The sequence below is a fragment of the Tersicoccus mangrovi genome (assembly GCF_036881825.1).
Classification (GTDB): domain Bacteria; phylum Actinomycetota; class Actinomycetes; order Actinomycetales; family Micrococcaceae; genus Tersicoccus; species Tersicoccus mangrovi.
In genome coordinates, this window is the sequence record NZ_JBAJMW010000003.1 from 1 (window position 1) to 20,933 (window position 20,933).

The following is a 20,933-nucleotide window of genomic DNA, read 5'->3' on the forward strand; positions in this document are numbered from 1 at the left end:
GCACGCCGCCAGCGTTCGTCCTGAGCCAGGATCAAACTCTCCGTCAAAAAAACGAAAAAACAATCCCGGCAATGACATCCCGACCACCACGGGGGTGGCAGCCAGACATCACAACCAGTAAATAACTGGCATCAACAAACAAAACAACACACTATTGAGTTCTCAAACAACAGGCACTTCCGGTTTCAGCGGCGGCATGAGATCCTGTTCTTGGATCCCTCTCCGTCATTCCGTTTCGCTCCGGAGCAACTTGTCTAACTTACCACTCCGATCTTCTCTGTCCAAATCGGCCGTTTCCGTCCGTTTTCTCCAGGGAGTCCGGATACGCCTCGAGGGGCTGTTTCCGGTTCGATCCTCGGTGTTCGCGTGGCCTCTGGGAGGCTCTTCGCGTCTCACCGTTCCGATCGGCGCGAGATGAAACTGTACCACCGGCTGCGCGGCAGTGCAAAACGGGCCCTTCCTCCCCTGCTCCCAGCGGCCGTGAGGCCCGGGATCCCGGGGAAGAAGGGCCCGTCGCGCGGGTCCGGTGGACGTCAGCCGGCGCTGTCCCCGGTGGCGGGCGTCAGGTAGAGCACCCCGAGCGGCGGCACCTGCACGGTGGCCGACGCCGGCTTGCCCTGGAACGATCCCTCGACCGCGGTGATCCGCCCCTGGTTGCCCACGCCCGATCCACCGAACTCCTCGGCGTCCGTGTTCAGCGCCTCGACCCACGTGCCGGCCCACGGCAGGGCCAGCTTGACGTCGTGGTGGGGGTTGCCGGCGAAGTTGGCGACGACGACCACCGGGTTGCCCTGCGGATCCCACCGGGTGAAGGTGAGCATGTTCCGGCCGGTGTCGTTGGCGTCGATCCACTCGAACCCGGCCGGGTCGTTGTCCCAGCGGTACAGGGCCGGCGTGGACGAGTAGATCTCGTTGAGCGCCTTGACGAGCAGCTGCACACCACGGTGCGGCGGAGCCTCGGTCAGCCACCAGTCCAGGCCGTGCGCTTCGTTCCACTCGGCTTCCTGGCCGAACTCGGTGCCCATGAAGATCAGCTGCTTGCCCGGGTGCGCCCACTGGAACGCCAGATACGCACGCAGGTTGGCCAGCTGCTGCCACCGGTCGCCCGGCATCTTCCGCAGCATCGAGCCCTTGCCGTGCACGACCTCGTCGTGGCTGATCGGCAGGAGGAAGTTCTCCGTGTACGCGTAGACCATCGAGAACGTGGCCTTGTGGTGGTGGTAGGCGCGGTTGACCGGATCCTCGGAGATGTACGAGAGCGAGTCGTGCATCCAGCCCATGTTCCACTTCAGCCCGAACCCGAGGCCGTTGTGGTCCGTCGGCCGGGTGACACCCGGGAAGGCGGTCGACTCCTCGGCGATGGTGACGATGCCGGGCACCCGCTTGTAGGCGGTGGCGTTCGCCTCCTGCAGGAAGCCGATCGCCTCGAGGTTCTCGCGGCCGCCGAACCGGTTGGGCCGCCACTGCCCCTCCTGGCGGGAGTAGTCCAGGTAGAGCATCGAGGCGACGGCGTCGACCCGCAGCCCGTCGATGTGGAACTCCTCGAGCCAGTAGAGCGCGTTGGCCACGAGGAAGTTGCGCACCTCGCGCCGGCCGAAGTCGAAGATCAGCGTGCCCCAGTCCGGGTGTTCCCCGAGGAACGGGTCCGGGTGCTCGTACAGGGGCTGCCCGTCGAACTTCGCCAGGGCGAACTCGTCCTTGGGGAAGTGCGCCGGGACCCAGTCCATGATGACGCCGATGCCCGCCTGGTGGAGGGCGTCCACCAGGTGCTTGAACTCGTCGGGGTGGCCGAAGCGCGACGTCGGGGCGAAGTACCCGGTGACCTGGTAGCCCCACGAACCGCCGAAGGGGTGCTCGGCGACGGGCATCAGCTCGACGTGGGTGAACCCCAGCCACGAGACGTACTCCACGAGCTGCTCGGTGAGCTCCCGGTAGCCCAGGCCCAGGCGCCACGAGCCGAGGTGGACCTCGTAGACGCTCATGGGACCGTTGTGCGGGTCCTGCCGGGACCGCCGCGCGATCCACTCGTCGTCGCCGAAGGTGTAGGTCGAGTCGACGACGCGCGACCCGGTGCGCGGGGGCACCTCGGTGCCGCGGGCCATCGGGTCCGCCTTCATCCTCCACTGGCCGTCCTGGCCGAGGATCTCGAACTTGTAGGTCGCGCCGGCGCCGGCGTCCGGGACGAAGATCTCCCACACGCCCGACGAGCCGAGGGCTCGCATGCCGTGCGCCTTGCCGTCCCAGCCGTTGAAGTCACCGACCACGCGGACGGACCGGGCGTTGGGCGCCCAGACGGCGAAGCTCGTGCCGTGGATCGTGCCCATCGACGACGGGTACTCCTGCACGTGGGCACCGAGCACCGTCCACAGCGTCTCGTGGCGGCCCTCCCCGATCAGGTGGAGATCCAGCTCGCCGAGCGTCGGCATGAACCGGTACGGCTCGTCGACCCGGTGCGCGACGCCGTCCCCGTAGGTCACGTCGAGCCGGTAGTCCGGGACGTGACCGTCCTCGGGCGTCTCGAGCACCGCGGTCCAGATGCCGCCGTACTCGTGGGACATCGCGGTGGTCCCGTCCGGGGTGACGACGTCGACCGACGCCGCCATGTGCCGCAGCGTCCGCACCGTCACGGTGCCGTCGGGAGCCAGGTGGGCGCCGAGGATGCCGTGCGGGTTGTAGTACCGGCCCGCGGCGACGGCGTCGAGCACGTCGGTCGGCACCGGGATGGGCCGGGCGTCCGCCGGCCGGGTCTCCGGCTCGGCGGTGGATGCTGCGCCCGCGCTGACATGGAGGTTGGCCGCCTGGGCGAGCGCCTCCGGGGAGACGTCGGGATCCCCGTCGGGCAGGTCCGGGCGGTTGCGGTCCAGCGGGGCGCCGCTCGCGGTCGGCGCGGAGGCCGGCTGCTGCGGCGCGGATGCCGCGGACTCGTCCGAGTCCTCGCCGGACGCCGACGGCTCAGGGGCGGTCGCCGCGGTCGCGGCCTTGTCGGTGTCCGTGTCCGGTGCCGATCCGGCCGCTGCGCCGGCCTGACCGGCGGCCGGTGCCGCGCTCTCCGGCGCTGCCGGAGCCGCCTGCTCGGGAGCGGCCGCCGATTCGGTCGACGACGTGCCGGGCCGGGGTGCCCGGATCTTCCTGATCATGGTGGGATCCTCCTTCGTCGGAGCCGGAGCGGATGCGTCGGTGCCCACCCGCAGGGCGCGGTGCACCGCGCCCACGGGGACCGAGATCCAGTCCGGCCGGTTGCGCTGTTCGTAGACCACTTCGTAGAGCGCCTTGTCGAGCCACAGGCCGACGTAGAGCGGCGACCCGGTGTCGACCGGTTCCCCGCTCACGCGGCGGTAGCCGTCCAGGAAGGCGTCGGAGGCGGCGGCGGTCCAGGCGCGGGCGGCCTCGGGGTCGGCGCCGTTCAGCGCCGCGAAGCCTCCCGCGTAGTCGAAGGACCGGAGCATGCCGACGACGTCGCGCAGGGCGGTGTCGGGCAGGGACCGCTCGGCCACCGGACGCAGCGGTTCGCCCTCGAAGTCGAGCAGGATCCACCCCCGCTGCGGGGAGTCGAGGACCTGGCCGAGGTGGTAGTCGCCGTGGATGCGCTGCAGGACGGGCGCCTCGCCGTCGTGGTCGAGGGCGTCGAGGGCGGCCTGGATCGCGTCGTCGTGGGGACCCACGGCGTCGGCCGCCTCGGCCCACGCCCACCGGATCCGGCTGGCGAGCGCGCGCAGCAGGTCGCCGCGCTGACCGGCGTCGGCCACCTGGCTGCCGAAGGCCTCGCGCAGGCCGGCGTGGACCCGGGCGGTCGCCTCGCCGAGGGCCGCGGCCGGCCCGGTGAAGTCGGTGCCGGACCGCGCCGCGGCGGTGGCGGAGCGCCACGCGTCCTCGCTGCCGGCCATGAACTCGCTGAGCACGGCCAGCTGACCGTGGTCGATCTGCGGGTCCCTGCTCGGCTGCGCGTCGGCGGCGTGCTCGGGGTGCTGCCAGGCGCCGTCGATCCACCCATAGGTGGCGGCCACGGCGTCCACCCCGGCGGTGGTCAGTCCGATGCCGACCTCGACGTCCGGGTTCATGCCCGCGCCGAGCACGCGGAACAGCTTGATGATGGCCGGGGCGTCCGGGTCGTCGACGATGATCGACGTGTTGGACTGCTCGCCGCTGAGCACCGTCGCCGTGGGCAGGTCGCCCACGGCGCGGGTCGAGGCCCACCGGCCGGTGCGGTGGCCCTGCGGGGCGGCGGCATCGCCGTCACCGTCGATCGCTGCACCGTCGCCGGTCGCCGATGTCGTGCCGTCGAAGACCGGTCCCGCGGTGATCAGGTCGAGGTAGAGGCCGACCAGGACGGGGTCCCGGACGCCGTCGTACACGTCCACACGCTCGTCGCCCGCACCGGCCTCAACGGCCGGCAGCGGCGCCTCGGCCGCCGGGACGCTGCCGATCGGGTCGATGCCGTGCAGGACGTGCTCGCGGCGGCGGTAGGTCAAGGGCACCTGGACGACGTCGATCCGGTCACCGGAGTCGATCGCGATCAGGTGGACCCTCATGCCGATGCGGCCGGCCGGATCGGTCAGCTCGAAACCGCCGACGGCTGCCAGGCTCACACCCTTGCCGCGGGCGGGATACCAGCGCTGGCCGGGGAGCCAGCGGTGCAGCAGATCGGTCAGGTCGGGGGTCAGCGTCATCGTGGCTTCTCCCTTCATGACGACAACTCGTGCTGGGGCAGGATCACCGGCAGTGCCTGGGTGGCCGGTGAGGCGGGGTTCGAGTACGGCGAGCGCATGCGCAACCAGAAGAAGTCGTGGCTGCCGAGCGTGATGGTGATCCGGCCGTTCTCTCCCACGGGCGGGAACGGGGTGCCGCCGAAGACGTCGCGCAGGCCGCGGCCCGCGAAGCGCGGCAGGTCGAGGACCGCGGAGGACGGGTGCTGCGAGAGGTTGAAGACGCACAGCACCGCCTCGCCGTGCTCCTCGGCGTCCGCGTCCGGGATCTCCCGCAGGAACGCGAGGATGTGCTCGTTGTCCGCCCGGACGTTCTCGTAGCCGCCGAGGCCGAACGCCGGGTGCGCCTTGCGCACGCCCAGCATCTGCCGGACCCAGTGGAGCAACGACGAGGAGTGCGCCAGCTGCGCCTCCACATTGACGTGGTTGTAGTGGTAGACGAGCGACTGGATCACCGGCAGGTAGAGCTTGCCGGGGTCCGCGACGGAGAACCCGGCGTTGCGGTCCGGGTTCCACTGCATCGGCGTACGGGAGGCGTCGCGGTCGTCGAGCCAGATGTTGTCCCCCATCCCGATCTCGTCCCCGTAGTACAGGAACGGGCTGCCGGGCAGGGCGAGCAGCAGGGCGTGGATCAGCTCCACCTCGGCGCGGGAGTTGTCCAGCAGCGGCGACAGGCGCCGCCGGATGCCGACGTTGGCGCGCATCCGGGCGTCCGGGGCGTACCAGCCGAGCATCACCTGGCGTTCCTCCGTGGTGACCATCTCGAGGGTCAGCTCGTCGTGGTTCCGCAGGAAGGTGCCCCACTGCGCCCCGGCCGGGATGCTCGGGGTGTCCTTCATCGTCTCGACGATCGGCGCGGCCTTCTGGTCCCGGAGGGCGTAGAACAGGCGCGGCATGATCGGGAAGTGGAAGCACATGTGGCACTCGGGATTCTCCGCGTCCCCGAAGTACTCCACGACGTCGTTCGGCAGCTGGTTCGCCTCGGCGATGATGACACGACCGGGGTAGAACTCGTCGACCATGGACCGGAGGCTCCGCAGGCACCCGTGCGTCGCCGGCAGGTTCTCGCAGTTGGTGCCGTCCTCCTCGAAGAGATACGGGATCGCGTCGGCGCGGAAGCCGTCGACGCCCTGGTCGAGCCAGAACTTCACGACGTCGAACACGGCCTCGACGACGGCCGGGTTCTCGAAGTTCAGGTCCGGCTGGTGGGAGAAGAACCGGTGCCAGAAGAACTGGCGCCGCACCGGGTCGAACGTCCAGTTCGACTCCTCGGTGTCGACGAAGATGATCCGCGCGTCCTCGTACTTCTCGTCCGTGTCACTCCACACGTAGAAGTCCCCGTACGGACCTTCCGGATCCTCGCGGGACGCCTTGAACCAGGCGTGCTGGTCCGAGGTGTGGTTCAGCGGCAGGTCGATGATGACGCGCAGGCCGCGGGCGTGGGCCTCGGCCACCAGACGTTTGAAGTCGCTGATGGTGCCGAACTCGTCCAGCACGGAGTAGTAGTCCGCGATGTCGTACCCGCCGTCACGCAGGGGCGAGTCGAAGAACGGGGGCAGCCACAGGCAGTCGATGCCGAGCCACTGCAGGTAGTCGAGCTTCTCGATCAGGCCCGAGAAGTCACCCGAGCCGTCTCCGTTCGCGTCGGCGAACCCGCGGACGAGGACCTCGTAGAAGACCGCCTTGCGGTACCACTGGGGGTCGTGGGCGAGACCGGGGGCGTTGAGGGCGAACGCCGACGGTACGCTCATGCGCCCCTCCGCACGTGGAAGATGTGCGCCGGCTCGAGCCACGGGTCGAGCCGGACGTAGTTCTCCCGGCCCCACGTCCAGCTGCTGCCCGAGAGCAGGTCGTCCACCCAGAACCGGCCGTTCTCGTCCAGATCCGCCGGATCCAGCTCCAGCGCATCGAGATCGAGGGTGACGAGCCCCTCCCGCGCGGCGTGCGAGTCGAGGTTGACGACGACGATGATCGTGTCCTTCGTGCCGTCCGGGTTCGCCTTGTGCTTGACGTACGCCACCGTGTGGTCGTCCGTCGTGGACGCCACGGTGAGGTTCTGCAGGTCGCCGAGCGCCGGGTGCGCGCGGCGGATGGCGTTCAGGCGCGTGATGTACGGGGCGAGGGACCGGCCCTCGGCCTCGGCCGCGGCGTAGTCCCGGGGCCGGTACTCGAACTTCTCGTTGTCGATGTACTCCTCGGCACCGGGCCGAGCGACGTGCTCGTACAGCTCGTACCCGGAGTACACGCCCCACAGCGGGCTGCCGGTCGCCGCGAGCACCGCGCGGATCTTGAATCCCGCAGGGCCGGAGTACTGCAGGTACGGCGTGAGGATGTCGGGGGTGTTGACGAAGAAGTTCGGCCGGTAGAACGCCGGCGTCTCGTGGGAGACCTCGGTGAAGTAGTCGAGGATCTCCTCCTTCGTGTTCCGCCACGTGAAGTACGAGTAGGACTGCTGGAACCCGGCCTTGCCGAGGCCGTGCATCATCGGCGGGCGCGTGAACGCCTCGGCGAGGAACACGACGTCGGGGTCGGTCGCGTTGACCTGGCCGATCAGCCACTCCCAGAACCACAGCGGCTTGGTGTGCGGGTTGTCCACGCGGAAGGTGCGCACGCCGTGGTCCATCCACAGCCGCACGATCCGCAGCACCTCGTTCGACAGGCCCTCGGGGTCGTTGTCGAAGTTGAGCGGGTAGATGTCCTGGTACTTCTTCGGCGGGTTCTCGGCGAAGGCGATGGACCCGTCGATGCGCGTCGTGAACCACTCCGGGTGCTCGGTGACCCACGGGTGGTCCGGGGTGCACTGCAGCGCGAGGTCGAGTGCGACCTCCATGCCGAGCTCGCGGGTGCGCGCCACGAAGGCGTCGAAGTCCTCGAAGCCGCCGAGGTCCGGGTGGATGGTGTCGTGGCCGCCCTCGGCGGCGCCGATGGCCCACGGGGAACCGGGGTCGCCCGGGCCGGCGACCAGCGTATTGTTCGGGCCCTTGCGGTTGGTGCGGCCGATCGGGTGGATCGGGGGCAGGTAGACGACGTCGAACTCCATCGCGGCGACGGCGTCGAGCCGCTCGATCGCGGTGCGGAAGGTGCCCGACGTCCACTGCCCGGTCGCGGGGTCCCAGCTCGCGCCCTCCGAGCGGGGGAAGAACTCGTACCAGGACGCGCGGCCGGCACGCTCGCGCTCGACCGTGACGGGCCAGTGCCGCGTGGCGCTGACCAACTCGCGGATCGGCCGGCGGTCGATCACCGCGTGCACCTGCGGGCTGATGCCCGCGGCGAGGCGCTCCCCGGCGGGCAGGGTCGTGTCGCCGATCCGGGCGGCGGCGGTCCGCAGCGTCCGTGCGTCCTCCGCGTCTCGGTCGGACTCCTGCGCTCCGCGCTCGAGGAGGGCGGCACCCTCGTCGAGCATCAGGTCGACGTCGACACCGGCGGCCACCTTGATGGTCGCGTCGTGCTCCCAGGTGCCGTAGAGGTCGGCCCAGCTCTCGATGGTGAAGCTCCACGCGCCGAGGCCCTGCGGGCGCAGCGTCGTCGTGTACCGGTCGGTGCCGGGCACGTGCTCGACCATCCGGGAGCGCTGGACCTCGATGCCGTCCGGGTCGTAGAGGACGGCCGTGGCGCCGAGCCGGTCGTGTCCCTCCCGGAACACGGTGGCGCCGACCTGCAGGTCCTCGCCCGGGATGGCCTTCGCGGCGAAGGCGCCGCCGTCGACGACGGGCGCCACCTCGGTGACGGGGATGCGGTCGAAGCGCAGGCCCTGGGTCACCGCACCGGGCGCGCGGGTGGGACCCCCATGAGCTCCGGTCGGAACCGTTCCTGCGTGTTGACCTGCTGGTACGGGCTTGTCCTGTCCTGCGGGGCGACTCGCGGCCGCGGCTGGAGTAGTCACACGGTAGACGTTAGCCATTGATGCCGGGATTGCGAAGGCCACTGATGTCATGGACGGCCGGGCGGCGGGTGGACGACGGCTCGATCGACCCGTCGGCGTCCACGAGGGCACGACGCCACGCGACATGGACGTAAGCGTTTACGCAATATGCGTCGTACGTCACATCGATCGGCTACTGTGTGGCGCGTGAAAGCTATCCGCCGGTTCACCGTCCGCACCGTCCTGCCCGAGGCCATCGCTCCGCTGAGCACCCTCGCGACCAACCTGCGCTGGTCGTGGCACGAACCCACCCGCCGCCTGTTCGGCGACATCGCCCCCGAGATCTGGGCTCGCACCGCCGACCCCGTCGAACTGCTCGCGACCCTGACCCGGGGCCAGCTGCAGACGATCGCCGGGGACGCCGCCCTCGTCTCCCGGATCCAGGAGCTGGGCGCCGGCCTACAGGAGTACCTGTCGCGCCCGCGCTGGTACCAGTCCCTCGGCAGCGAGGCGCCCGCCTGCATCGCCTACTTCTCCCCCGAGTTCGGTATCGACGCCGTGCTCCCCCAGTACTCCGGCGGCCTCGGCATCCTCGCCGGTGACCACCTCAAGTCCGCCTCCGACCTCGGCGTTCCCCTCATCGGCGTCGGCCTGCTCTACCAGGCTGGCTACTTCAAGCAGTCCCTGTCCCGCGACGCGTGGCAGGAGGAGACCTACCCCGTCATCGACCCCGACGGCCTGCCCCTCTCTCTGCTGCGCGAGGACGACGGCACCCCCGTCGAGATCCGCCTGCCCCTGCCCGCCGGACGCCAGCTGCTCGCCCACGTGTGGAAGGCCGACGTCGGCCGCGTGCCGCTGCTGCTGCTCGACTCGAACGTCCCCGGCAACGACGACGCCGCACGGACCATCACCGACCGCCTGTACGGCGGCGGCGGGGACCACCGGCTCCAGCAGGAGCTGCTGCTCGGCATGGGCGGCGTCAAGGCGCTGCGCGCCTTCGCCCGGCTCACCGACGGCATCGAGCCGGAGGTGTTCCACACCAACGAGGGGCACGCCGGCTTCCTCGGCGTCGAACGCATCCGCGAACTCATGGACAGCGGCCTGAGCTGGGACGAGGCGCTCGTCTCGGTCCGCGCGGCCACCGTGTTCACGACGCACACCCCGGTGCCCGCCGGCATCGACCGGTTCGAGAGCGCCCAGATCCAGCACTTCTTCCATGCGGGCCTGGCCCCGTCGGTGCCGGTCACCAACATCCTCGCTCTCGGCGCCGAGACCTACCCGGGCGGCAACCCGTCGACGTTCAACATGGCGGTCATGGGGCTGCGGCTCGCGCAGCGCGCCAACGGCGTCGCCAAGCTGCACGGCGTCGTCTCCCGCGAGATGTTCGCCGGCCTCTGGCCGGGCTTCGACCACGAGGAGATCCCGATCACCTCGGTCACCAACGGCGTGCACGTGCCGACCTGGGTGGACCCGAGAATCGTGGACCTGGCCCGGACGAAGTTCGGCCCGACCCCGGACTGGTCCGAGGTGTTCCAGGTGGACGACGCCGAGGTGTGGGGGCTGCGCCGGGAGCTGCGCTCCTCGCTGATCGCCGACGTCCGGCGCCGCCTGCGCACGTCCTGGACCGCGCGCGGTGCCGCGGACGCGGAACTGGCGTGGACGGACGACGTCCTCGACCCGGACGTGCTGACCATCGGATTCGCCCGCCGCGTGCCCACCTACAAGCGGCTGACGCTGATGCTGCGCGACCCCGCCCGGCTCAAACGGCTGCTCCTGGACCCCGAGCGGCCCATCCAGATCGTCGTCGCCGGCAAGTCCCACCCGGCCGACGAGCAGGGCAAGCGGATGATCCAGGACCTCGTCCGGTTCACCGACGACCCCGAGGTGCGGCACCGCATCGTGTTCCTGCCCAACTACGACATCGCGATGGCACGGACCCTGTTCCCGGGCTGCGACGTGTGGCTGAACAACCCGCTGCGCCCGCTCGAGGCGTGCGGCACCTCCGGCATGAAGGCGGCGCTGAACGGCGGCCTGAACCTCTCGGTGCGCGACGGCTGGTGGGACGAGCTCTACGACGGCCGCAACGGCTGGGCCATCCCGACCGCGGACAACCGGGCCACCCCGGACGAGCGGGACGACATCGAGGCCGCGGCGCTGTACGAGCTGATCGAGAAGTCGGTCGCGCCCATGTTCTACGGCTCGGAGCAGGCCGCGGGCGACTCCACCGACGGTGTTCCGCACCAGTGGGTCGCGGCGATCAAGCACACGCTGGCCACCCTCGGCCCGGCGGTCTCCGCCGAGCGCATGGTGATGGACTACGTCAACCGCCTGTACACGCCGGCCGCCGAGTCCGGCCGCCACGTGGCGCAGGACGACCACGCGGCGGCCCGTGCCGCCGCCCGCTGGGACCAGAAGATCCGCGGGTCGTGGCCGTCGGTGCACGTGGAGCACGTGGACGCCGAGGGCGTCACCGACGCCCCGCAGATCGGCGACATCCTGACGATCAACGCGTACGTCTCGCTCGGCGGGCTGAGCACCGACGACGTCGACGTGGAGGTCGGCTACGGCCGGGTCTCCGAGTCCGACCACATCCACGACCGGGCCTTCGCCGACCTGACGCCGGCCGAGGACCTCGGCAACGGCCGCGCCCGGTTCACCGGGACCCTCGTGGTGGACCGCTCGGGGCCCTTCGGCTACACCGTGCGGGCGCTGCCCTCGATCGACCGGATGGCGAGCAAGGCCGAGCTGGGGCTGATCGCGACCCCGGCCTGACGGGCCGACGCCCGACGGGGCCGGGTCACGCTGCGGCGTGGTCCGGCCCCTTCTGCGTGTGCTGAGGTCCGGGGTCAGGGACGGACGACGACGACCCGGAACCGCGGCCGTGCGGGCGCGACGGGCGTGGCCGCGGCACCGTGGGTGGCCCGGGCACCGGGCCGCTCGGGACGATCTCCGGCACCGTCGGCCGCCTCCTCCTCGACGAAGGCGAGCACGTCGGTGATCCGATCGGCGTCGACGGCGGGAAGCGCCGGGTCGACGACCCAGACGAGCGTGAACGGGGTGCGCGCGGCGTCGCGCAGGCTGTCGGCCAGGGCGTCGAGGGTGCCACTGAAGTGGGCGGGGAACGCGAGCGCCCGGGCGAGGGCGGCCAGTGCCTCGGCCCGGTCGGTGCCCGACGCCACCTCGCGCACGGGCACGTCGTCGGACCATACCGCTTCGTCCCGACCGGTTCTGGTTCCCGGATCGGCTCCCGGCGGGGTGGCATCGGGCCGCTCGGTGTCGGATTCGTGGCGCCGGCGGCGCCACTGCGACAGGGTCAGCTGCTCCACGGTCGTCCTCCTCCGGCTGTGCCCGTCCGTGGCGTGACGGCCGCGCGGCCGGGGCGCATCATCGGTCCTCCCGGATGGCCCGGAAGCTCGCGTAGTGGTCCGCCGTCCAGTACTTCTCGCCGTCGGAGCCGGCGATGATCCGCCGGGCGCCCCGATCCGACTCGCCCGGCGTGCGCACGGTGTACTCGTGGTAGTAGCCGCGCGGGCGGCTGGGCAGGATCCGCTCGAAGTTGCCGAACACCGAGCCGTCCTGCTCGTACGGATACGGGCCGCCGCGGCGGATGAGATCGAGGGTCTGCTGGGCCTGCCGGGGCAGGGCCGAGGCGGCGACGGTGGGCAGACCGGACCGGGCGTCGCGCTCGCTCGTCGACGTCCGGTTCGCCGAGGCGCCGGCCGTCCCGGCGGCCGGCGCGGAGGCGCCCTGACCGGGAGCGAAACACCCGCCGAGCAGGCCCGCGAGCAGCAGCGCGGCGACGATCGCGGCGACCCGGGCGAGGGCGGAGCGGCGGGGAGTCGGCCTCCCGGACTCGGGTGGGCGCCGAACCACGCTCAGACCTCCCGGTCGCGCCGGAAGACGGTGATGCTCTGGGCCGGTGCCGTGAAGACCTCGTCGCTGGTCAACCGTTCGTCCTTGCGTTGGTCGGTCCCGGGGTCGGTGCTCAGCCGCAGGACGAAGCCCTCCCCCTCTCCCTCCCCAGCGGTCCCGTTCAGGTCGTCGTCCGGCAGCCGGCTGAAACCGACGTCGGGCAGCGTGACGTGGGAGGAGTTGGCTGACCCGTTGATGACGAGCAGCCCCTCGATCTCGCCCTCCGGGGACCCCAGGAGCAGCTGCAGCACGCGCACGTGCGGGTTCGTCCACTCCTGCTCGGTCATCGGGTACCCCGCGGTGCCGTACCAGTGCAGGTACTGCCGCTCCGGGTTCCGCGAGTAGTCCGCGGGCTGGTGGGCGAGGAACTCCCGCCGCACGCGGATCAGCCTGCGAGTGGCCCGCAGCATCCGCCGCGCCCGCTCGTCGAGGTGCCAGTCGACCCAGGAGATCGCGGTGTTCTGGCTGTAGGCGTTGTTGTTGCCGTGCTGGGTACGGCCGATCTCGTCCCCGGCCGTGATCATCGGCACCCCGAGCGAGAGCAGCAGCGTCGCCATCAGGTTGCGCTGCGTGCGCTCGCGGGCCCGGAGCACCCGGTGGCCCGTCGTCGGGCCCTCGACCCCGTGGTTCCAGCTGCGGTTGTTGTCCGAGCCGTCCCGGTTGTCCTCCCCGTTGGCCTCGTTGTGCTTGCCGTCGTAGGTCGTCAGGTCGGCGAGGGTGAAGCCGTCGTGCGCGGTGACGAGGTTGACCGACGCGAGCGGAGACCGGCCGGACTCGGCGAACGTCGAGGCCGAACCGGCGAGCGCGCCCCCGAGGGCCGCGAGGGAGCCACCCGGGCGGCCGGCGTCGAGCGCGGCCTGGTCCGAGAGCCAGAAGGTGCGGGCGACGTCGCGGAACCCGTCGTTCCAGTCGGCCCACCCGCGCGGGAAGTTGCCGGTCTGCCAGCCGCCCATGCCGACGTCCCAGGGCTCGGCGATCAGCTTGACCGGGGCGAGGACCGGATCGGCGGCTGCCGCGACCAGGAAGGGATGCCGGTTGGTGAAGACGTTGTCCGCATCCCGGCACAGCGTCGGCGCCAGGTCGAAACGGAAGCCGTCGACGTGGCACTGCTCCACCCAGTAACGCAGGGAGTCCAGCGCGAGCTGCACGACCCGTGGCTGCGAGTAGTCCAGGCTGTTGCCGCAGCCGGTCGTGTCCTCGTAGGTGTGCGGATCGCTGTGACGGTAGTAGGTGCGGTCCCCCAGGCCCCGCCAGCTGCGGGCCGGCTGGTCCTTGCCGCCCTCGGCGGTGTGGTTGTACACGACGTCGAGGATCACCTCGAGACCGGCCTCGTGCAGGGCCGCGATCATGCCTTTGACCTCGTCGAGCACGGCCTGCGGGCCGGCCGCCCGGCTGGCCTCCGTGGCGTACCCGGGGTGCGGGGCGAAGAAGCCCAGCGTGTTGTAGCCCCAGTAGTTGGTCAGGCCGAGCGCGGCCAGGTGCGGCTCGTCGGCGTGGGCGTGGATGGGCAGCAGCTCGATCGCGGTGACCCCGAGCCGGGTGAGGTGGGCCAGCATCGCCGGGTGCGCCAGGCCCGCGTAGGTGCCGCGCAGCTCCTCGGGGACGTCCGGGTGGAGCTTCGTCAGGCCCACGACGTGCGCCTCGTAGACGACGGTGTCCCGCCACGGGGTGCGCGGGGCGGCGTCGCCGTCCCAGTCGAAGGTGCCGTCCACCCGGACCGCGGCGACCGGTTCCCCGTCCTCCCCCTCGGTCAGGCCCCGGGCGTAGGGGTCCAGCAGGAGGGTGCCGGCCGGGTCCTGGTCGTCGAGCAGGTGGTACCTGGCGCCGACGGGCAGGTCCTCGACCACGCCGTGGTGGACGCCGTCCTCCACCGCGTCGAGCGGGGTCTGCACCCAGCCCGAGTCCGCGGTCTCGTGCACGACGGCGAGCGCGGCGACTCCCGGGGCGAAGACGGCGACGTTGACCGCACCGTCCCGCTGGTCCCCCTTGTGCTCGGCTCGGTGCTCTGATCGGGGCTCCGCTCGGTGCTCTGCCGTGTCGTGCACGGCGCTGACGCCGAGCGGCCACGGGAAGGACCGGAGCGCCGAGGCCGGACGCAGTTCCCGCGGCGGACGACGACGCGGGTCCACGGTCTGCATGGGGCCGGTCGGATTCGGGACGGTCTGGGTCACGATGGGTCTCGTTCGGTCGGTTGGGTCCGCGGGGCGGAGGGACGGCCGTGCCGGCGACGCGGTCAGCCGCGCATCGGGCGGGTCAGGCGGAGGGGCGGCTGCGCGCGACCTCGTACAGGGTGATGCCGACGGCCATCGACGCGTTCAGCGACTCCGTCGCGGCGTCGATCGGGATGGAGACGATCGAGTCGCACGTCTGCCGGGTGAGCCGGGACAGTCCCTTGCCCTCGGACCCGACGACGACGCACAACGGCTCCTCGCCCGCGTCCAGCGACGGCAGGGAGATCTCGCCGTCACCGTCGAGGCCGACCACCCGGATCCCGAGCTTGCGGTAGCCCTCGAGGGTGCGGTTGAGGTTGGTGGCCCGGTTCACGGGCACCCGCACTGCCGCGCCGGCGCTGGTCTTCCAGGCCGTGGCCGTCATCGTCGCGGAGCGGCGCTCGGGGATGACGACGCCGTGGCCGCCGAACGCGGCGACGCTGCGGATGATGGCGCCGAGGTTGCGCGGGTCGGTCACCCCGTCGAGCGCGACGATCAGCGGCGCGGTGCGCAGGTAGCCCTTCTCCCACTGGTCCGCCAGCTTCTGGCCGAGCTCGACGGCGTCGCCGTACTCGTAGGGCGGGATCTGCAGGGCGACGCCCTGGTGAACCGCGTCGAGCGTCAGCCGGTCCAGCTCGGTCTTGTGGACCTGCAGCACCGGGACGGACTGCTCGGCGGCGAGCTTGAGGATGTTCCGCACCCGGTCGTCGCTCTCGATGCGGACGGCGACGTAGAGGGTGCGCGCGGGGACCACGGCCTGCAGGGCCTCCAGGACGGAGTTGCGGCCGGTGACCATCTCCTCGGCCTTGTCCCGTCGCGTGCGCGTGTGGGGGGACGCCGCCCCGCTCGTACCGCTGCTGCTGCCGCCGCGGCGCTGGGCGGCCTGTTTGGCCTTGAAGGCCTTGTGGTAGGGCCGGTCCTCGGCCTTCGGTGTGGGGCCCCGGCCCTCGAGGGCCTTGCGGCCCAGTCCCCCGGTGCCGGAGGAGGGGCCCTTCTTGTGCTTGCGGATGGCTCCGGCGCGCGGCTTGTTCGGCATGGGACCTTCCGTTGTTCAGCTGGTGCTCGCCACGGCCGCCCCGGGTGGGGTGGACACGCGAGTAACACAGTCTACCGACCCGGGCGTGCCCGTCCGGGTGCCCCCTCCCCGGGTCAGCCCAGCGACCAGGTGGAGCCGTCCTTGCCGTCCTCGATCACGATGCCGGCGGCGGTCAGGCCGTCCCGGATCGCGTCGGCGGCGGCGAAGTCCCGGGCACCGCGGGCGGCGGCGCGGTCGGCCAGTCGCGCGGTGACGAGGGCATCGAGCGCCTCGTCGGCGGCGGAGAGGTCGCCTCCGGCGTTCCAGGCAGGGTCGAGCGGGTCGAGGCCGAGCACCCCGGTCATCGCCCGGACGTCGGCGAGGGCCGCGGCGGCCGCCTCGCCGTCGCCGGCCGCGAGCGCGGAGTTGCCGCGGCGCACCGTCTCGTGCACGACGCCGAGGGCCGCCGGGATGTTCAGGTCGTCGTCCATCGCTGCGGTGAAGGCGGCCGGCAGCGACGCGGCACGCGCCGCCATCGCCTGCCCCGACTCGTCGCCGGCCTCGGGGAGACGGGTTCCCTGCCGCGGGACTGCGCGGGCGGCGTTGCGGACGAACGTGCGGATCCGCCCGTACGCGGCCGCGGCCTCGGCGAGTGAGCCGCCGTCGTCGCCGGTCGCGGGGCGGAAGTCCAGCACCGACCGGTAGTGGGTCGCGGTCATGAAGTAGCGCACGACCACGGGCTCGGCGCCGGCGAGCACGTCGGCCGCGGTGACGAAGTGGAAGGCCGACTTGCTCATCTTCTCACCCTCGAGGGTGACGAGGCCGTTGTGCATCCACACCCGGGCGAACCGGTGGCCCGCGGCCGTGGACTGGGCGAGCTCGTTCTCGTGGTGAGGGAAGCGCAGGTCGAGGCCGCCGCCGTGGATGTCGAACTCGGTGCCGAGGTACTTGCCGGCCATCGCCGAGCACTCCAGATGCCAGCCGGGACGACCGCGCAGGTCCGGCCGACCGAGCGGATCGGGCCACGACGCCGTCTCCGGCTCCCCCTCCTTGTAACCCTTCCACAGGGCGAAGTCGCGGGGGTCGCGCTTGCCGCGCGGGTCCGCGTCGGCGGCGTCCTGCATGTCGTCGACGGACTGCCGGGTCAGAGCGCCGTAATCGGGCCAGGACCGGACGTCGAAGTACACGTCACCGGACCCGTCCTCGGCCGGGTAGGCGTGTCCGCGCTGCACCAGCTCGTGGACGAGGGCGTGCATCTCGGTGATGTGGCCGGTGGCGCGCGGTTCGTAGGTGGGCCGGCGCACGCCGATCGCGGCGTAAGCGGCCTCGAACTGCTGCTCGACGCGGTAGGCCAGGCCCCACCACGGCTCGTGAGGGTGCGGACCGGCGTAGCCGTCCGCGGCGGAGGCCGCGGCGTTGGCCAGGATCTTGTCGTCGATGTCGGTGACGTTCCGGACCACGGTCACGTCCAGGCCGGTGGCCTCGAGCCAGCGGGTCAGCAGGTCGAAGCTCAGGGCCGAGCGCAGGTGCCCCAGGTGCGGTTCGCTCTGCACGGTGGCCCCGCAGTAGTAGACACTGGCCCGGCCGGGCACCACGGGGGTGAAGGGGACGACGGTGGCGGACTTGGAGTCGTGGAGGCGCAGCGTCACCGGTGCAGTCTATCGAGGGGAGCGGTCCGGGCCGCCGGATGTTGCGACGACGACGGCGGTCGCGATGGCGGCCAGCCCCTCGCCACGGCCGGTGAGGCCGAGGCCGTCGCTCGTCGTCGCGCTGATGCTCACGGGGCAGCCCGCCGCCTCGCCGAGGACAAACGCCGCCTCCGCGCGGCGGCTCGCGAACCGGGGCCGGTTGCCGATCACCTGGACTGCGACGTTGCCCACGGTGAAGCCGGCGTCCCGCACGATCCGGGCGGCCTCGGCGAGCAGGACGACGCCGGCCGCCCCGCGGTACTCCGGGCGGTCGGTGCCGAAGTGGGTGCCGAGGTCGCCGACACCGGCCGCGGAGAACAGGGCGTCGCAGCAGGCGTGGGCGGCGACGTCGCCGTCGGAGTGGCCCGCGAGGCCCACCTCGCCCTCCCACAGCAGGCCGCCCAGCCACAGGGGGGTGCCGGGCAATCCCCAGGCATGCACGTCCACCCCGATGCCGGTGCGGGGGAGAGGAAGCTGCAAGGGACGGGAACCGGGTTCGCTCATGGCATCAGTGTCGCAGGACGTGTCCCCGGCGGCCCGGGATGGTTCGATGGTGTTCGCCCGTTCCCGAGCCCTGGAGGTGCCCTTGCCCACGACTCTCGCCGTCGTCCTGCCCGGCCATGCCGTGGGCGACGTCGCCGCCGGGCTGCTCGACATCGCGCAGCGAGCGCTGCGTGACGCCGGGGTCGACGAGATCCTGGTCCCGGGGAACGGCGTCGGCGACGCCCCGCTACGAGATCCGGCGGCCACGGCAGCTCCGACCCTCCCGACCGACGAATCGGTCGCCCCCGTGCTCGCGTTCGCCGCGGACGCCGCCCGCGAAGGCGGCCACGACCGGATCCTGCTGCACCGGCTCGACCACGCCCTCACCCCGGCCGCGCAGGTCACCGCCGTCCTTGATGCGCTCGCGGGCGGCGCGCCGGTGGCGGTTCCGGTGCTGCCGGTCACCGACACCATCACCGCGATGGTCGACGGAGTCCTCGGGCGCACGGTCGACCGCACCGACGTGCGGGCCGTCTGTTCGCCGTGGGGATTCACGCCGGACGCCCTGGCGGCAGCGGTCGCGGCTTCCCGGGCCGAGGGGCACGAGCCGGACGCGCACGGGTCGGACGGGCTCACCGTCGACGCCGCTCTGCGGCGCGCGGGCGCCTCCGGCGCTGCCGGCGCGAACGGAGCCCCGGTCGCCGCCGTCCCCGGGCTGCCCGCGGGCGCCTCCCTCGGCGACGAATTGAGCCGCCGACGACAGGCGCGGGCCCACCCGGAGGCGGCGAGCCTGCTGCCTCCGCTGTCGTTCGCGGTCGCCGGCGCGGAGCCGAGCAGTGAATGCCGTGAGAGCGCCGGTCCTCCGCCGCGAGCGGCCGCCGTCGTGCTCGCCGCCGGATCGGGCACCCGGTTCGGCGCCCCGGTGAACAAGGCCTATCTGCCGCTCGGTAGGGAGACGGTACTCGCCCACTCGCTGCGGCGGTTCGCCGCCCTGCCCGAGGTCGGTTCCGTGATTCTGGTGATTCGCGAGGACGACCGGGAGCGGGCACAGCGGGTCGTCGCCGAGGCCGGCGCACCCGTGGAGATCGTGGTCGGCGGCGACACTCGGCAGGCCTCCGAGCACGCGGCGCTGCGGCACCTGATCCAGCGGGTCGGGGACGGCACGGTGGACGTCATCGCGATCCATGACTCGGCCCGTCCCCTGACGGACGAGGGACTCTGCAGGCGCGTGTTTGCGGCGGCCCTGCGGTACGGAGGCGCCGTACCCGGCGTGCTCCGGCCGGAGCTCGCCGTCGTCACGGGTGACGGGGCGGGACTGCTGCCGGACGTCACCGGGCCGCTCGTGGCCGTGCAGACACCGCAGGCGTTCGCCGCCCCGGTGCTGCTCGACGCCTACGCCGCCGCCCGCATCACGGGTTTCGAGGGAACCGACACGGCGAGCGTCGTCGCAGCGCACGCCGGTCTCGCGGCTCGATGGGTTCCGGCGCAGGCCACGAACCTGAAGATCACGTTCGCCGAGGATCTCCCGCTGGCCGAGCTGCTGCTCGCCGAGCAGCACGGCGCCTGATCCGGGCGAGGCGCCGCAGGACCGCTCGCCGGCCGACTGAGCGCCACCACCTGCCGGCTCGCGACGACGGGCGACGACCCGAAGGCGACGAGACCCGGAAGAACAGTGTCCGGAGACGACGACGGGGTCCTCCGCTCGAGAGCGGAGGACCCCGTCATGTCGTTGCAGTCGGCTCAGGCCGAGGCGAGAACCTCGTCCAGCACGCCGGCGGCCTTCTCCTCGTCGGTCTTCTCGGCGAGGGCCAGCTCGGAGATGAGGATCTGCCGGGCCTTGGCCAGCATCCGCTTCTCCCCCGCGGACAGGCCACGGTCGTTGTCGCGTCGCCAGAGGTCACGGACCACTTCGGCGACCTTGACGACGTCGCCCGAGGCGAGCTTCTCCAGGTTGGCCTTGTAGCGCCGGGACCAGTTGGTCGGCTCCTCGGTGAACTCGGCCCGCAGCACGTCGAACACGTGCTCCAGACCCTCCTTGCCGACCACATCACGAACGCCGACCAGGTCGACGTTCTCGGCGGGGACCTCAATGGTCAGGTCGCCCTGGGCGACCTTGAGCTTGAGGTACATCTTCTCTTCGCCGCGGACGGTTCGCAGCTTGATCTCTTCGATCTTCGCCGCCCCGTGGTGGGGGTAAACAACCGTCTCGCCGACCTCGAACACCATATGTATATTCCCCTTTCCCGGAGACGAGTTTATCACGAGCCGTTTTCCCGACTTCGGCGTCATCTCGCGGCACGAGCGGCCTGCCGGGCGCCCGGTGGGCACGAGCACGGTCCGCGAACGGTTAGGCTGGGAGCTGTTGTCACCCGACCCACGAGCACCGTCGACGAGGAGCGCCTGACCGTGAGAATCGCTGCGAGCACCCGCCTCCGCCAGGCCGGGGTCGTCCTGGTCGCCTCTCTGTCCGTCCTGGCCGCTTCCGGCTGCCAGGCCGTCAACGACCAGTCGACGAAGATGTCGTACGACCCGTCCGACGGCGTCTCGGCCACCGTGGGCCAGGTCCAGCTCCGCAACGTGTTCGTGGCGGCCGCGGCGAAGGGCGACCCGGCCCGGCTCGGCGGCGCCCTGTTCAACCAGTCGGACCGCGCGACCACCGTGACCCTGAGCAGCGGCTCGGGCACGCAGACGACGATCAAGCTGCCCGCCAACGCGAACTACTACCTGCAGCAGGAACCGGCCGTGAACGTCGGCGACGTCGACCAGGCGCCCGGCTCCCTCGTCGACATGAAGCTGACGGAGACGGCGTCCGGCACCAGCTCGACGGTGCGCGTCCCGGTCGTCGACGGCACCCTCGAGGAGTACCGCACGATCGTGCCCGGCTCGCCGTCCCCGACCGGCACCGCCACGAGCACGCCGACGGAGTCCACGAGTGCGAGCGCGACCAGCAGCCCCACGGGCTGACCCGCCCCCACCTGTCACGACGACGCCCCGCCCGGTGATCCGGGCGGGGCGTCGTTCGTCGTGGGCCGGAAAGTCGTGCGTCGGCCCGTCGGCGGG

13 protein-coding genes are annotated in these 20,933 nt (G+C 71.8%); 3 read left to right on the forward strand and 10 right to left on the reverse strand.

The window, feature by feature from the left end; all coding sequences use genetic code 11:
- Nucleotides 1-533: 533 nt before the first annotated feature.
- The 3 genes from glgB to V6N00_RS06145 are packed head-to-tail and all read right to left on the reverse strand — an operon-like array spanning nt 534 to nt 8,604.
- Nucleotides 534-4,667, reverse strand: a complete 4,134-nt coding sequence (gene glgB, locus V6N00_RS06135; protein ID WP_334231205.1) for a 1,4-alpha-glucan branching protein GlgB — start codon at nt 4,665-4,667, stop codon at nt 534-536.
- 14 nt (nt 4,668-4,681) lie between these two features.
- Nucleotides 4,682-6,454, reverse strand: coding sequence for a maltose alpha-D-glucosyltransferase (gene treS, locus V6N00_RS06140; protein WP_334231206.1), 1,773 nt, complete (start codon nt 6,452-6,454; stop codon nt 4,682-4,684).
- Entirely contained in the window at nt 6,451-8,604 is a 2,154-nt protein-coding gene (locus V6N00_RS06145) for an alpha-1,4-glucan--maltose-1-phosphate maltosyltransferase (protein WP_465192873.1), read from the reverse strand. The genes treS and V6N00_RS06145 overlap by 4 nt, the downstream gene beginning before the upstream one ends.
- A 168-nt stretch (nt 8,605-8,772) precedes the next feature.
- Between V6N00_RS06145 and glgP the strand changes: the two genes are divergently transcribed.
- Nucleotides 8,773-11,337, forward strand: a complete 2,565-nt coding sequence (gene glgP, locus V6N00_RS06150) for an alpha-glucan family phosphorylase (RefSeq protein ID WP_334231208.1) — start codon at nt 8,773-8,775, stop codon at nt 11,335-11,337.
- Nucleotides 11,338-11,411: 74 nt separating this feature from the next.
- Here the strand turns inward: glgP and V6N00_RS06155 are convergent, their stop codons facing one another.
- The 6 genes from V6N00_RS06155 to ispF all read right to left on the reverse strand — a co-directional run bounded on the left by V6N00_RS06155 (nt 11,412) and on the right by ispF (nt 17,894).
- Nucleotides 11,412-11,891 (reverse strand): barstar family protein, encoded by a 480-nt coding sequence (locus V6N00_RS06155; RefSeq protein WP_334231209.1) that lies wholly within the window; start codon nt 11,889-11,891, stop codon nt 11,412-11,414.
- Between the two features lie 58 nt (nt 11,892-11,949).
- Nucleotides 11,950-12,438, reverse strand: a complete 489-nt coding sequence (locus V6N00_RS06160; RefSeq protein WP_334231210.1) for a guanyl-specific ribonuclease — start codon at nt 12,436-12,438, stop codon at nt 11,950-11,952.
- Nucleotides 12,439-12,440: 2 nt separating this feature from the next.
- Nucleotides 12,441-14,615: a glycogen debranching protein GlgX gene (gene glgX / locus V6N00_RS06165; RefSeq protein WP_334231631.1), complete on the reverse strand. Its 2,175-nt coding sequence runs from the start codon at nt 14,613-14,615 to the stop codon at nt 12,441-12,443.
- Between the two features lie 115 nt (nt 14,616-14,730).
- On the reverse strand, nt 14,731-15,723 hold the full coding sequence (rlmB, locus tag V6N00_RS06170) for a 23S rRNA (guanosine(2251)-2'-O)-methyltransferase RlmB (RefSeq protein WP_334231211.1): 993 nt from the start codon (nt 15,721-15,723) through the stop codon (nt 14,731-14,733).
- Between the two features lie 113 nt (nt 15,724-15,836).
- Nucleotides 15,837-17,351: a cysteine--tRNA ligase gene (gene cysS / locus V6N00_RS06175; RefSeq protein ID WP_334231212.1), complete on the reverse strand. Its 1,515-nt coding sequence runs from the start codon at nt 17,349-17,351 to the stop codon at nt 15,837-15,839.
- Between the two features lie 9 nt (nt 17,352-17,360).
- The gene (gene ispF / locus V6N00_RS06180; protein ID WP_334231213.1) at nt 17,361-17,894 is read right to left on the reverse strand and encodes a 2-C-methyl-D-erythritol 2,4-cyclodiphosphate synthase; all 534 of its coding nucleotides are present in this window, start codon (nt 17,892-17,894) and stop codon (nt 17,361-17,363) included.
- Nucleotides 17,895-17,976: 82 nt separating this feature from the next.
- Between ispF and V6N00_RS06185 the strand changes: the two genes are divergently transcribed.
- Nucleotides 17,977-19,440 carry a 2-C-methyl-D-erythritol 4-phosphate cytidylyltransferase gene (locus tag V6N00_RS06185; RefSeq protein ID WP_334231214.1) on the forward strand — a complete coding sequence of 488 codons (1,464 nt, stop codon included), beginning with the start codon at nt 17,977-17,979 and terminating at the stop codon, nt 19,438-19,440.
- A gap of 173 nt (nt 19,441-19,613) precedes the next feature.
- Here the strand turns inward: V6N00_RS06185 and V6N00_RS06190 are convergent, their stop codons facing one another.
- Nucleotides 19,614-20,099 carry a CarD family transcriptional regulator gene (locus V6N00_RS06190; protein WP_076692668.1) on the reverse strand — a complete coding sequence of 162 codons (486 nt, stop codon included), beginning with the start codon at nt 20,097-20,099 and terminating at the stop codon, nt 19,614-19,616.
- Nucleotides 20,100-20,279: 180 nt separating this feature from the next.
- Here V6N00_RS06190 and V6N00_RS06195 point away from each other — a divergent pair, with 180 nt between their 5' ends.
- Entirely contained in the window at nt 20,280-20,837 is a 558-nt protein-coding gene (locus tag V6N00_RS06195) for a hypothetical protein (RefSeq protein ID WP_334231215.1), read from the forward strand.
- The last annotated feature ends 96 nt before the right edge of the window (nt 20,838-20,933 follow it).